We start from the raw sequence: 13,112 nt of genomic DNA, 5'->3' as shown, positions 1-13,112 counted from the left end.
GCTGCTTACACGCCAACATCCGCGCAGTATTTTAAGGATCGGGGGCAGTGGCACACCAGCGATCCGTTGCCGGGGGATGTGGTGTTTTTCAAAAACTCCAGCCGAATCAACCATACCGGCATTGTGGTAGAAGTGACAAAAGATCGGGTACATACAGTAGAAGGCAATACCTCCGGCGGTGCCGGCGTGGTAGCCAATGGAGGAGGCGTATGGCTTAAGAGTTACGCCCTATATCATAGTAAGATCGCTGGATATGGGCGTCCCGCGTACGTTACACAATCTAATCAGGAATATGTAACTGGGCTGTATCGGGAGATCCTGAGCCGGGAGCCGGATGCCGCCGGCGCCGCGGGATGGGTGACTGCTCTGCGGGATGGGATGAGCCGCAAGGAGGTCCGCCAGGGCTTTTTAAGATCCGAAGAATACCAGCGCAAGCACTCGGTGCCAGATACCCCGGTGATGGCCTATCAACGCTGGCTCAATAGCTACCTGGAGGGCTGCCTCGGTGAGCCATTGGTGATTGACGGAACCTGCGGGCCAGCAACCCGGCGGGCAGCAATCATGGCTATGCAGGTATATCTTAATTATGCTTGCGGCGCCGGTCTGGCTGTGGATGGCAGTTTCGGGACCAAGACTAAGGCGGCCTATGCGACCGTTAGGCGCGGAGTCAAGGGCGATAACGTTCGGATCGTGCAGGGCCTGCTGTACGGCCGGGGATATGATCCGGATGGCTTTGACGGCAGCTGTGGCTCCGGGTGCGAAGCTGCGATCAGGCAGTTCCAGTCCGACACCGATGACCTGGAAGTGGACGGTCACTGCGGGAAGCAGACATTCGCGGCATTGGCGGGAAATTATGACAAGACATTTTAAACGTATGCAATTCCATACGCTTAGGGGAAGCCCTTGGGAATGATCCCAGGGGCTTATTTTGCTTCTGTCTTCGTACCTTTGGAGCAGGCATATTTATAAATAAGCTTAAAAATACGTATTTACAAGAATGCTTTTACGTAGTAAGGTATAAATGAGGTGGAGAAGGAATGGCGTTTGCAGATAAAAAAGAAGCATTTAAGTATGTAAATGAATACCAAAAGGAAAAATATGACCGAATTACGGTCATGGCGGATAAAGGGAAAAAAGCGAAATATCAGAACGCAGCAAAGAATGCTGGGATGTCACTGTCAGCCTTTATCATGTACTGCGTAGATGAAAAAATCCAAACAGAATAGGTTAAAAATGCTCAATGGAATGGTTTTAATATGCTGCAATGAAAATGCTGAAGTGAGGCAAGGTCTTATCTAAAATTGGTTGGAGGGATAGGGATGACAGATAGCGAAAAGCTCGATATGATTTTGGAGAAAGTAATAGAGATTGATAAGCGTTTAAAAAAGGTTGAAATCACGTTGGAAAATGAAACAAATAAAAATATCCAACTAATAGCCGAAGGTCATTTAAGTCTGGACCGAAAACTGGATGAGGCATTGAAGACACTGCAGCCAAATACAATGTATCATTTGAAGGTTAACCACCTGGACGGGGAAGTTAAGAAATTAAAAGAAGCCATCGGAATGGCTTAGGAATCGACAGAGGAGGGCGGGCTTGCCACCGCTCCTCCATCTGGTATCAGGATAGTATAGAATAAGTGAATTTAAAGGTAGCCTTGGAGTTTGCCGAGGCTATAGTTTCTTGGAAGGTTTCGTGTCATATTTCGTGTCATACTTTGCTACAAAATACCATATTTTTATGGCTTTTTAATAGTGGTTTTCAATAATAAAAATCAAAGAATCACGCTTTTAAGCCAAATGTCGGAAATGCGTTGTTTCCTATTAATATGAATGTTGGGTTCGAATCCCCCATCGCTCATCATTTTGGGACAACCGTGGAAACGTCGTGTTTCCGCGGTTATTTTATTTTTCAGGGGAAAGCTTGGAGCCGAAAACCAAGTCGAGATGAGAAATGGGTGGAAACTCACTCTTTTCTCTAAAATTCCTCCTTAATCCAAATCATTCATAAAAAGCTAATTCTGATAAGCTAATTCTAATAAGTTAATTCTGATAAGCTAATTCCTGCAAAATCTGATCGAAACCCTGCACATTATATTTCTAAGGGAACTCCAGCTTATGGGAGGCATATTTTACGCTATGGGCTTTTAGATATGGCGTTTTGATTAGATTATCTTTGTAGAAACAATCATTTAACATAGTTGAACGGAAAAGCAATGTGATATGATACACGGCATCATAAAAATAGCTTTTTCATGATACTCCTAATGAGCTTTTGCTTATTCTAGAATGAAAAGTCAGACATGGAATCCGCACTTCAACTTTATTCTCTCTATCATACTATTTGTTAAAAGGCCTCTTCTTAGCCTCCTCTGATCATACGATCTCCTTTTACGACGGATTAAGAAGCATTTCTTTAAAAACAAAAGATATTTGCAGTACCAGGGCTCTCCGTACGGTCAGTTCCATGGCTCCCATTGCCACCCACAGAAAAAATCACAATAAGATTTTGGGATCAAACAATCAAACACCCTGAGTTTTTGAGAAGCAGTTCCAGGAACCAGAGTTTGTCAATACGCATCGCAACAAAATACTATTTTTCCTATTTATTTTATGTTATAATCCAGCATGTAAGAGTGACCTTGGGTAAAAGTGCTGATATTTTACAAGACCCGTATTTGTGCATCTGATAAAATAAAATGCAGGCCAAGCCTTGCACGGAAAATGACTCTGATAGTGCAAAAAGGGTTCAAGAAACAGAGCAAGACTCAAGAAACAGAGCAAGACTCAAGGAGCAGAGCAAGGAGCAAGAATTGAACAAGCTCTATTTTTAAGGCCTGCCCCGCGGATCCGCCAGAAATGCCAAAACTCTCTTTTTTTATCCTTAAAATTTCCGAACCCAAAGCGTTCCAGCATAAAATCTAAAACACGCGTATATCCAACCCTATACCGTTAGGAAAGGAAAGAAAAACCATGAATCGCACCAAAGAATCCACAGGCCACCTTGCCGCTGGCCTGACCATATTAATCTGGGGAACTACTTTTATTGCCACCAAGCTGCTGCTGGTGGATTTTCAGCCGGTTGAGATCCTGTTTTTTCGCTTCCTAATCGGGATCGTGGCCCTGTTTTTGGTCTGTCCGCGCAGGTTTCGCCCCACGGACCGCAGACAGGAATGGCTGTTCGCCGGGGCCGGAATTTGCGGCGTGACATTATACTACCTCCTGGAAAATATCGCGCTGACCTATACCATGGCGTCCAACGTCGGCGTGGTGCTCTCGGTCTCGCCTTTTTTTGCCACTCTGCTGACACATCTGATCCTGAAGGAGGAAAAGCTGCGGTGGAACTTCTTTCTCGGTTTTCTGGCTGCCATCGGCGGGATTGTGCTGATCAGCTGGAATGGCAGCACGAAGTTTTCCCTGAATCCCTTCGGCGACTTTTTAGCGTTTGCCGCCGCTTTTGTCTGGGGCGTTTATTCTCTCCTTACAAGGAAGATCAGTAACCTGGGCTATTCTACGGTTTTGACCACCAGGCGGACGTTTTTTTACGGCCTGATCTTTATGATACCGGCGTTGGTCCTGATGGATTTCCGGCTGGAATTGGCCCGATTCGCAGCGCCGGGAAATTTGTTCAACATCCTTTTCCTGGGCTTCGGCGCATCCGCCCTTTGTTTTGTCACCTGGAACTTTGCGGTCCGCCGTTTGGGTGTCATGAAGACGAGCGTCTACATCTATGCTGTCCCGGTCATCACCGTTATTACCTCGGCATTGATCCTCCATGAGACCATTACGCCAATGGCAGTTCTGGGTACGGTACTGACCTTGGCCGGCCTGCTGATTTCAGAGGGACGGTGGGGGAAAAAGAAGCCTCAGCAGGCAGAGAAGGCATCCGGGCAATAAAGCCCCTTGTCCAAGACCGGAGAAATTGGGAGATCCCTATCGCCGTCTGGACTATAAAAACGCATTCAACCTTCAAGATCAAGCTTAAATACCTCTGTTTTATTCCAACAAAAAATGCCCAGCGTTTCAAATCTAATCTGGAACGCTGGGCATTTTCCTATTCAAATCTTATACTAGAACAAAGTGATGCTTGGTTCTCCTTTTTGCTGGCAGACATTTCCCCAGGGATATGCGGGACTGCCTCAAAGGTTACCCCTTCCGGAATACCCCTTTCACCGCATGGCGCAGCTTCAGCGGATTTCCGTACCGCAGAGTGCTGTTTCGGTAAACCTTGGCGCCGATATATCCCACGCCTAAAATGGAGAGAACCAGGATTCCAAAGGCGATTACCACCTCCACCATCGTCACGCTCCCCATGGCGATCCGCACGAACATGGCGCTGTAGGAAGAGAACGGAAGGAACGAAGCCACCTTCATGATGATGCCATCCGGATTCTGGATCTGGAACAGCACCAGGAAGTAGACGACCATGATCAGCATCTGGACATTTCCTGCCGTCTTGTTGATGTCCTCGGTCTTGGAGACCAGAGCGCCCATCATACCGTACAGGAAGGCGTAGAAGAGAAAGCCGCCCAGGCCGAACAAAGCGAAGGTGATCAGGACTTCACCGGGAATGTGCAGGATAAAATCCAGCCGTCCGCCCCAGAAACTGCGGTTGATCTCATAGGAGAGAAGCACGCCGCCCAGCACAAAACCGACCTGGAACAAGCTGGCCAGAGCGCCGGCGATCACTTTTCCGAAGAGCAGGCTCGTCGTATTGGTGCTGGTCACCAGAACCTCAATGGAGCGGTTGCTCTTTTCCTGTGTGATGGACGTAGCGATCATCACACCGTAGAGAATGATCAGCATAAAGACCAGGATTACCAGCCCGTAGCAGTACCAGAAATTTTCGCCGGAATCTTTTCCAAGGATATTCTCGGTGTAAGTGATGGCGGGAGTCATTTGCTGCTGAACCTCGGTAAAGTTCAAACCATTGTCGGAGCAGTACTTCATAAAGGAAGCGGTCTGCATCAGAGAGGTAAACGCCATTCCGGCGGAGTCGCCCATGGTTTTGTTGAACACATAGTATTGGTACTCGGTCGGAGAGGTTACGACAAAGCCGGCTGCCGCCTCGGAAGTCTCCACAAGACTTCGAACCTCATCGGCGCTGGCGGCGGTCCGAATTTCTGTATCCGGGAAAAAGGAAGCGATCAGATCCTGTGGAATCACGCCGGACTCATCGTAAACTGCATAGGTATCCTGGCTTTCCGAATCCTCGCCGCTGTCGTCTCCGAACAGGTTGAAAAATCTTGGAAGGAACATGGCGGCAATGGCTAAAACGCCGATCAAGATCGTTAAAATCATGTAGGATTTGTTCTTAAAATAGTTCCGGAGCTCAAAGCCCAGAATCGTAGGAAAGTTTTTCATGCGGCACCTCCGTTCTCCTGCTCCTCGCCAACGCAGGATACAAAAATATCATTCAGGGAAGGCTCATAAGTCCCAAAGTGCTCGATGGGCAGGCCGTCGGCCAAAAGCTGCTCCAAAAGTCCGCGGCGGGAGGCGCCTTCCTTCAGGCCAAGAATCAGGTAGTCGCGGGTCTGGCCATCGACCGTGACCAGTTCCGAAAGATGATCCTTGCAGAATCCAGTCAATTGGTCCAGGGAGTAACCGTCGGCCGACAAAATAAGGCGGTTCTGGCCGTAGCGCTTTTTGATGTCGCGCAGATCGCCTTTCAGGACGATTTCTCCGAAATTTACGATGGCAATATCTTCACAGAATTCTTCCACGTAACTCATCTGGTGGCTGGAGAAGATGACCAGCTTATTTTCCGCGATCAGTTCCCGGATCACATCTTTTAAAATCTGGGAGTTCACCGGATCCAAACCGCTGAACGGTTCATCCAATACCACAATTTCCGGATCGCTGACCAGCGTGGAGGCAAGCTGCACTTTTTGCTGATTTCCTTTAGAAAGCGTTTCCAGCTTCCGCTTGGCGTACTCTTCCACACCGAGGCGTGCCAGCCAGCGGGCGCTGTTTTCCTCCGCCTGCTTTTTGGAAAGCCCGCGGAGACGGCCCAGATAAATCATCTGCTCCAGTACTGTTTTTTTGGGGTACAGCCCCCGCTCCTCCGGAAGGTATCCAATGGCCTGGGCAGCTGGTGCAAACGGTTTGCCGTCCAGCAGGACTTCCCCGGAGTTGGGACGAAAAATATCCATCAGAATCCGGATTGTCGTGGTTTTTCCGGCGCCGTTTCGTCCGAGAAGGCCGAGGGCGCGGCCGCTTTCTACAGAAAAGGAAATTCCGTGGAGAACTTCTTTTTCCTCAAAGCTCTTGGTTATGTCTTTTACTTCTAATCTCATTGAGTGCTCCTTTCTGCATGTATGAGAATCGGGATATCAGGTTTCATGAATCTGCTGCTCTTTTCGGTATCGCAGCTCCCGCTTGCGCACCTTTTGGCGGAGACGAAACAGGAGGAATAAAAATAGGAAAACCAAGATCAGGAAGAAGCTGTGGTAGTCAAAGAACGGATGATGCTCCATCAGGTGCAGAAAAATAAATTCCGGCAGCATCATCAATACGGCGATCATTTCAATTACGGCAATGACGGTAAACCAACGCACGACCCGCTGGCAATGCCGGATCTGAGATTCCAAGTCGCTGTAGAGATCCAAGGGACCGTCGGCTGTCCGCTTCTTCAAGGCGATCCAGAAAAGCCATTTCCCCACTACCTGAATTCCCATTTCTTCCAAGAAACTAAAATATTCCCGGCTGGCCGGGTGCCAGGTGGGATGATTCAAAAAGTCAATCCGAAAGGCATATTCTCCCGGCTCACAGGGCTCGAACCGATAGATCATCCAGCAGTACCAGGTCAGAGCCCAGCCTTCCTTTGCTTTTTGGTTCAGCCATTTCTCCTCTTTCTCATAGTCATAAAACGGTCGTAACAGGACTTTTTTCATCGTGTGTCCTCCGTTCTTTCGGAGGGATCAGAGACCCGGCGTCCATTTTCCAACAGCTCTTCCAGGCGCTCCAGCTCCCGTTTTACGGCAGCCTTCCCCTCTTCTGTGATGCAGTACATTTTTTTTCGGGGGCTATAGCCCCCGAAGGGATGGATCCATCCCTTCTCCATCAACGTGTTGATCGCACCGTAGAGAGTTCCGGGCCCGAGGCTGACGCGGCCATTGCTCATCTCCTCCGTCTTCTGCATGATGCCATACCCGTGGCAGGGTTCGTACAAGGAGAGCAGAATGTAGAATACGGCTTCGGTTAAGGCGCCTGAATCATGGTTATCTGCCATCCTTGCCTCCTTTCCGAAAGAACAATTCCTAAAATTTCCATTTATATCGTCTCCCGATATATCGGAAGACGATATAAATATACCAGGCCCCCCGGAATCTGTCAAGAAAAATATTGGTCGATTCCTGCGAAAGAAACCGCTTGCATAATTTACTCCTTCCCGTATAATAGATTTATGCAAACTTTGCCGCACAAAGCGCCTGCCCAAAAGGCATGGACAGCAGGGCCTGAGAGGGACAAGCCTGCGCCGCTTAAGAGCGGGAAGGATGGTTTTACCGGAGGAAATACATGATCAACTTTGAAGAGGAACTGAGCAAATTTAAGCCTAGCAAGGAGATTGAACAGGCCGAAGATGTGATTGTCAATATGAATCTGCGGGACATGACCGACATCATGCTGGAGATTCTGAAGGAAAAGGAGCAGCAGTAAATGAATTGTTACAAATGCGGAAGCGTGCTGGGCTCCGGAAGGCTCTGCCTGCGCTGCGGCGCGGATGTGACGATTTACAAGAAAATCGTGCGGATTTCCAACAGCTGCTATAATGCCGGTTTGGAGAAGGCCAAGGTGCGGGATCTGACCGGCGCGGCGGAAATGCTGAGCAAGAGCTTGCAGTTCGATAAGAAAAATATACCGGCCAGGAATCTGCTGGGGCTGGTCTATTATGAAATGGGGGAAATTGTCGAAGCGCTGAGCCAATGGGTGATCAGCAAGAATTTCCAGCCGGATCATAATCCCGCCGACGGCTATCTGAACCGGGTCCAAGGGGAAAAAGCCGACTTGGAGCGAATGAATCAGGCGATCAAGAAGTTTAACCAGGCCCTGGACTATGCCAAGCACGACAGTGAGGACCTTGCCGTGATTCAGCTGAAAGGTGTGATCGGCCAGCATCCCCGTTTCCTGAAAGCATACCAGCTCCTGGCTCTTCTTTACATCAACGAGGGCGAATATTCCAAAGCCAGCAAGCTGCTGAAACGGGCTCTCCAGTTGGATAAAGGGAATACCTACTGCCAGAAATACCTGCGGGAAATCCGGGGGAAAATCAGCAAGCCTAAAAAGCAGGTTTCCTACCTGGAACAGCAGATGTCCCAGCAGGCGGCCGAGGAAGTGATTGTCCCAACTTATCGGGAAAAACCGCGGGTCCTGCAGCTTTTGCTGGGGCTGGTTACCGGAGTCGCCGTCTGCGCCTGTACGTATTTTTTCCTGATTGCACCGGCCAGGGAGCGGGAGGCCAGCAACCGCTGGAACCAGACCGCGATTTCCTATAATGAAAAAATCGAGCAGAAAGATTCCGAGATCAATACCCTGAATAATAGTGTCACCGACTTGCAGGATCAGGTCGACACCATGAAAAAGCAGATGGAGCAGTATACCGGCGAGAACGGTACGATCACCAACTATGACCGGCTGCTGACCGCGGCCAACTGCTACCTGAACCAGGATTGGGGAAATCTGGCCACGGCCTTCACCGCCATCGAGCGGGATCAGGTGGATTCTGCGGCGTTCGGAACGGTTTACGATTTCCTGAAAGATTTTATGGACAGCGGCGGTGTTGTGCAGAAGATCTACGACAGCGGCATGGAGCTCTACAATAATTATAAATACAACGATGCCATGCAGATTTTCGAGACTTGCCTGGAGCTGGATCCTCAGTTTGACGCTGCGATTTTCTATATCGGCATGTGCTATGAGAACACGAAACGGGATACCGAGGCGGCTCCGTATTTTAAGCGGATCGTCGATGAATTCCCGCAGAGCCAGTTTTACCAACAAGCCAGCAGCCGCGTGCGCTGATTGGCTTTAAGCAGAAATATACAAAAGACATACACCAGAGAGAAGACGTCTGGTGTATGTCTTTTTGTTTCATTGGGACCTGCACGTAAGGAATCCGCTGCACTTTGCCCCGGCCCGGATCAAGCTGAGGCGGAGCGGCCGGTTCTTTGGCAGGAGGAGAAAGCGATCAAAGGAGGAGGACTTATGGAATATGAATTGATCGGGAAAAATCTAGTGATCCATTTGCCGGAAGAGCTGGATCACCATAGCTGCGGGACATTAAAGCAGGATACGGAGGAGTGTCTGCGCTCCTATGATATCCGGCGGATCGTACTGGATTTTTCAGCGGTAAACTTTATGGACAGTACCGGCATCGGAGTGATCTTGGGGCGGTATAAGCGGATGCAGGAGACAGGAGGAGACGTGGCGCTCTATGGGGCGGGCCGCCGGATCCGGCGGCTGCTTCGGATGTCCGGCATTGAAAAACTGGCGGCGGTCTGCGAAGAAGAAGCGGACGCTCTGAAACGATAGAAGGGAGAGGAAAGATCATGAGAGAAGAACAAAGAGAGAAAATGACGCTGACGATGGAGAGTCGTTCCCGAAACGAGGCATTCGCCAGGGCTGTGGTGGCGGCGTTTGTGGCCCGCCTGGACCCGACGCTGGAAGAGTTAGAGGATATCCGCACCGCCGTGTCCGAGGCAGTGACCAACGCGGTGGTACATGGATACCGGGACCGGGAAGGTGAGATCCGTCTTTTGGCAGAGATCGAGGGCGATCTGTTGACGCTGGAAATCCAGGACTGGGGCGTCGGGATTCCCGATATTGAAAAGGCGATGGAACCGCTATTTACGACATGCCCCGAAGGGGAGCGTTCCGGCATGGGTTTTTCGTTTATGGAAGCATTTATGGACAGCCTTCAAGTGATTTCGGCGCCGGATCAAGGAACGACAATCCGGATGGAAAAGAAAATCGGTGCGGGGGAAGACAATGGTAATGGATGAAAACCTGCGCCTGCTCCAAAAAGCAGCGGAGGGTGACCGGGCGGCGCGGGATCAGTTGGTGACAGACAACCTGGGACTCGTCTGGAGCATTGTCCGGCGTTTTGAACGGCGCGGCTATGAGCTGGAGGATCTGGCTCAGATCGGCTGTATCGGTCTGATGAAGGCTATCGATAAATTTGACCTTAGCTATGAGGTCAAGTTTTCGACCTATGCGGTCCCGATCATTACCGGGGAGATTAAGCGGTTCCTCCGGGATGATGGGATGATTAAAGTCAGCCGGTCCCTGAAAGAGATGGCGATGAAGGCGCGCCTAGCCACCGAACAGCTGGGAAATCAGCTGGGACGGGAACCGACTTTGGGGGAACTCTCGGACAAGCTGGGAGTCGGCGCGGAAGAATTGGCGGCTGCCTTGGAATCCGGAGCCGAGGTGGAATCACTGTATCAGACCATTTACCAGAGTGAGGGCAATGACATTCAACTGGTGGACCGTTTGGCGGAAAAGACGGATTTTCAGGAAAAGGTGCTGAATGAAATGGTTTTGGAGGAACTCCTGGAGGACTTGACGGAAAAGGAGAAAACTTTGATTTCCATGCGTTATTTCCAGGAAAAGACGCAGAGCCAGGTGGCCGCTGTGTTGGGAATCTCGCAGGTCCAGGTTTCCCGCCTGGAAAAGAAAATCCTGCAAAGGCTTCGATTAAAACTATGAAAAACTGTCCATACTATCCATGAAATGCCGCGGGGATATCCCGAACTGTCCGGAAAAGACGGACAAGATTAAGGAAAGGAGGCAGAGCCGATGAAAGAGACTTTTCTCTGGAAGGGACTGGTGCTTTTGCTCATCCTGTGCCTGCTGGCGGCGGGGCTTTGGTTTTTCGGACGGAAAGATCAAGGAATATCTGCCGATGCGACGATGATACGGAGGTGTGGACAGTGTCTGGAAAAAGAGAGCTTTATGTAAAGCTGAAAGATAAGGCCTCGGTGCGCGAACGCCAGATCCGTCTGGGACAGATTGCGGAAATCTGGTGTGATCAGCCGGCTGAGAAACAAAAATGGGAGCGGCTCTTGATTGCCCAGGTGCCGCCGAAAGGAAAACACCGTTACGTTTTTTCTGCCCTGGAAGTGCTGGGTAAAATTCAAAGTGAGGATTCTCAGATCCAGGTGACTTTCGTGGGAGCCAGCGACACCGTGGTGGACTGCCGCAAGAAACCGAATAAGCATGCCTGGCTGGAGCATGTGAAGACGGCGGTTGTCTGTGTAATCACATTTGTGGGCGCGGCCTTTGCCATCATGACATTTAACAATGATGTGGATGTGGGCTCTATTTTTAAAACCCTGTATGAGTTGGTGATCGGGCAGCCGTCGGACGGCAGAACCGTGCTGGAGTGGACCTATTCCCTGGGACTTTTTCTGGGCATCGTTGTTTTCTTTAATCATTTTTCCAAACTGAAGGTTTCCGACGATCCGACGCCGCTTGAGGTTCAGATGAGAGTGTATGAGCAGGATGTAAATACGGCGATCATTCAGGATGCGGACAGAAAAGAGGACGGCGTCGATGTCAGTTGAAAAAATATTGCTGGGAATTGCCGGCTTCGCGGCCGGAGGGATCACTTCCGCCGGTATTTTTGCTTTTATCAGCGCAATCGGGCTGGTGCAGCGGCTGGCGGCTAAGACGGGAACGGCTCATCGGATCCATTGGTATGAAGACTGCTTTGTTCTGGGGGGAACCCTGGGAAATCTGGCATTCCTCTACGAGTTTGCCATCCCCGGCGGGCAGATCTTATTGGGGATCGTTGGGGTTGCTTACGGTGTTTTTGTCGGCTGCCTGATCATGTCGCTGGCGGAAACCCTGAATGCGTTTCCCGTGCTCTGCCGCAGGTTGAAACTGTCGGAGGGAATGCAGTTTTTGGTTTTGAGTCTGGCACTTGGGAAATGCCTGGGATCCTTTTTCTACTTTATTCAAGGATTCTCAGCATCGTGACGGACCAGGAAAATATTCGGACCTGTCGGATGGCGATAGCGGTTCCGGCAAGGGAACTAGGGAATTTTACAGAATTAGATAGAAGACATGGCGGCATTGGAACTGGTATCCGGTGCCGCCTTTTTTGATCCCCCGAATTTGATGCAAAAAATCCGGTTAATTTGGAAAAAGCCAGGGGATACTATGGAAAAGGAGGAAATCGTATGAACGAACAGGAGTACAGCGAGTATATCAAGCAGGTTACGCCGACCCATAACACACCGATGAATGTCATGAAAGCTTTCTTGGTGGGCGGAGTGATCTGCACGATCGGGCAGGCTCTCACCAACTGGTTTGTCTCCATGGGAACGGCCAAGGAAGACGCCAGTGTCTGGACCTTGATCTGCCTGATCCTGGGCAGCATCATACTGACCGGATTCAACATTTTTCCTTCCATCGTAAAATTCGGCGGCGCTGGAGCGTTGGTGCCGATCACCGGCTTTGCAAATTCCGTGGTGGCGCCTGCGATCGAGTACAAAAAGGAAGGAATGGTCTTCGGAATCGGCTGTAAAATTTTTACGATTGCCGGTCCGGTTATTCTTTACGGAACCCTGGCAAGCTGGGCATGCGGGGTAATCTACTGGATTTTAAAAGCATGGGGGGTGTTGGGTTGAACGAGCAGGACATGCCAATCGGATTTGGCTTTAGTTTGGCGATGAACGAAGAGGCGATGAATCATTTTGCCGGCATGAACGACCAGGAAAAAAGACAGGTCGTGGAAGCGGCCAGACAGGCTCAGACGAAAGAGCAAATGGATCAAATTATCAAGGATATCGCACATCTAGACCCTTTGAACTGACAAAAAGGCGGCCATCTGGCTGCCCTTTTGTCTTTTTTGTCGAAAGTGTTTACAACTCCGATCACTTTATGGTAACCTATATTTATAGATGAAAAAAGGAAGCTGATAAAAAATGGAATTCGGAACGGATTGATCTTGAAGCGGAGTCCGATGGATTCGCTCCGGGCGCTCGGCGAGAGGTATCTGCGGACTCGATTCACTTATAGTTATAATTTGATCTTGTCGATTCTCTGAAAGGTGTGGAAGGCACATCTGTTAATGCGGTTTTATTGCCTTTAAGGTGCAGTTTACCGAAG

General features: G+C 49.8%; 17 protein-coding genes and 1 pseudogene. 14 read left to right on the top strand and 4 right to left on the bottom strand.

Annotated features, from left to right (window positions below; translation table 11 throughout):
- From MUB23_RS17780 to MUB23_RS17765, 4 genes and pseudogenes are all read left to right on the top strand, one after another.
- A partial coding sequence (locus tag MUB23_RS17780) for a peptidoglycan-binding protein (RefSeq protein ID WP_244802091.1) occupies window positions 1–870 on the top strand: 870 nt, incomplete at its 5' end.
- Between the two features lie 167 nt (window positions 871–1,037).
- Window positions 1,038–1,226 (top strand): hypothetical protein, encoded by a 189-nt coding sequence (locus MUB23_RS17775; RefSeq protein WP_244802090.1) that lies wholly within the window; start codon window positions 1,038–1,040, stop codon window positions 1,224–1,226.
- A 159-nt stretch (window positions 1,227–1,385) separates the two neighbouring features.
- Window positions 1,386–1,574, top strand: a pseudogene (locus MUB23_RS17770) (hypothetical protein); the annotation flags it as partial.
- Between the two features lie 1,398 nt (window positions 1,575–2,972).
- Entirely contained in the window at window positions 2,973–3,896 is a 924-nt protein-coding gene (locus MUB23_RS17765; protein ID WP_244802088.1) for a DMT family transporter, read from the top strand.
- A 249-nt stretch (window positions 3,897–4,145) separates the two neighbouring features.
- Here MUB23_RS17765 and MUB23_RS17760 read toward each other — a convergent pair whose 3' ends face one another.
- From MUB23_RS17760 to MUB23_RS17745, 4 genes are read right to left on the bottom strand one after another with little or no spacing between them, the layout of a single operon-like run.
- Window positions 4,146–5,363: an ABC transporter permease gene (locus tag MUB23_RS17760; RefSeq protein WP_244802087.1), complete on the bottom strand. Its 1,218-nt coding sequence runs from the start codon at window positions 5,361–5,363 to the stop codon at window positions 4,146–4,148.
- Window positions 5,360–6,295: an ABC transporter ATP-binding protein gene (locus MUB23_RS17755; protein WP_244802086.1), complete on the bottom strand. Its 936-nt coding sequence runs from the start codon at window positions 6,293–6,295 to the stop codon at window positions 5,360–5,362. The genes MUB23_RS17760 and MUB23_RS17755 overlap by 4 nt, the downstream gene beginning before the upstream one ends.
- 36 nt (window positions 6,296–6,331) lie before the next feature.
- Entirely contained in the window at window positions 6,332–6,892 is a 561-nt protein-coding gene (locus MUB23_RS17750; RefSeq protein WP_244802085.1) for a DUF2812 domain-containing protein, read from the bottom strand.
- Entirely contained in the window at window positions 6,889–7,230 is a 342-nt protein-coding gene (locus MUB23_RS17745) for a PadR family transcriptional regulator (protein ID WP_244802084.1), read from the bottom strand. The genes MUB23_RS17750 and MUB23_RS17745 overlap by 4 nt, the downstream gene beginning before the upstream one ends.
- A 287-nt stretch (window positions 7,231–7,517) precedes the next feature.
- Here MUB23_RS17745 and MUB23_RS17740 point away from each other — a divergent pair, with 287 nt between their 5' ends.
- The 10 genes from MUB23_RS17740 (at window position 7,518) to MUB23_RS17695 (ending at window position 12,816) form a co-directional block, all read left to right on the top strand.
- Window positions 7,518–7,658: a hypothetical protein gene (locus MUB23_RS17740; protein WP_244802083.1), complete on the top strand. Its 141-nt coding sequence runs from the start codon at window positions 7,518–7,520 to the stop codon at window positions 7,656–7,658.
- The gene (locus MUB23_RS17735; RefSeq protein WP_244802082.1) at window positions 7,659–9,020 is read left to right on the top strand and encodes a tetratricopeptide repeat protein; all 1,362 of its coding nucleotides are present in this window, start codon (window positions 7,659–7,661) and stop codon (window positions 9,018–9,020) included. It begins immediately after the preceding gene.
- A gap of 183 nt (window positions 9,021–9,203) precedes the next feature.
- Window positions 9,204–9,530, top strand: a complete 327-nt coding sequence (locus tag MUB23_RS17730) for an STAS domain-containing protein (RefSeq protein ID WP_244802081.1) — start codon at window positions 9,204–9,206, stop codon at window positions 9,528–9,530.
- A gap of 17 nt (window positions 9,531–9,547) precedes the next feature.
- A complete protein-coding gene (gene spoIIAB, locus MUB23_RS17725) occupies window positions 9,548–10,000 on the top strand; it encodes an anti-sigma F factor (RefSeq protein WP_244802080.1) in 453 nt (150 codons plus the stop codon).
- Window positions 9,993–10,706, top strand: a complete 714-nt coding sequence (gene sigF, locus MUB23_RS17720) for an RNA polymerase sporulation sigma factor SigF (RefSeq protein WP_244802100.1) — start codon at window positions 9,993–9,995, stop codon at window positions 10,704–10,706. Before spoIIAB ends, sigF begins: the two co-directional genes overlap by 8 nt.
- 90 nt (window positions 10,707–10,796) lie before the next feature.
- Complete coding sequence (locus tag MUB23_RS17715) at window positions 10,797–10,958, top strand: hypothetical protein (RefSeq protein ID WP_244802079.1); 162 nt, start codon at window positions 10,797–10,799, stop codon at window positions 10,956–10,958.
- Entirely contained in the window at window positions 10,931–11,563 is a 633-nt protein-coding gene (locus MUB23_RS17710; protein WP_244802078.1) for a stage V sporulation protein AA, read from the top strand. Before MUB23_RS17715 ends, MUB23_RS17710 begins: the two co-directional genes overlap by 28 nt.
- Entirely contained in the window at window positions 11,553–11,978 is a 426-nt protein-coding gene (locus MUB23_RS17705; protein ID WP_244802077.1) for a stage V sporulation protein AB, read from the top strand. Before MUB23_RS17710 ends, MUB23_RS17705 begins: the two co-directional genes overlap by 11 nt.
- 203 nt (window positions 11,979–12,181) lie before the next feature.
- Complete coding sequence (locus tag MUB23_RS17700; protein WP_244802076.1) at window positions 12,182–12,631, top strand: SpoVA/SpoVAEb family sporulation membrane protein; 450 nt, start codon at window positions 12,182–12,184, stop codon at window positions 12,629–12,631.
- Complete coding sequence (locus MUB23_RS17695; protein WP_244802075.1) at window positions 12,628–12,816, top strand: hypothetical protein; 189 nt, start codon at window positions 12,628–12,630, stop codon at window positions 12,814–12,816. Before MUB23_RS17700 ends, MUB23_RS17695 begins: the two co-directional genes overlap by 4 nt.
- Window positions 12,817–13,112: the final 296 nt, after the last annotated feature.

The sequence above is a fragment of the Cuneatibacter sp. NSJ-177 genome, assembly GCF_022867805.1.
Lineage (GTDB): Bacteria > Bacillota > Clostridia > Lachnospirales > Lachnospiraceae > Pseudolachnospira.
This window is presented reverse-complemented; position numbering and strand designations above follow the sequence as displayed.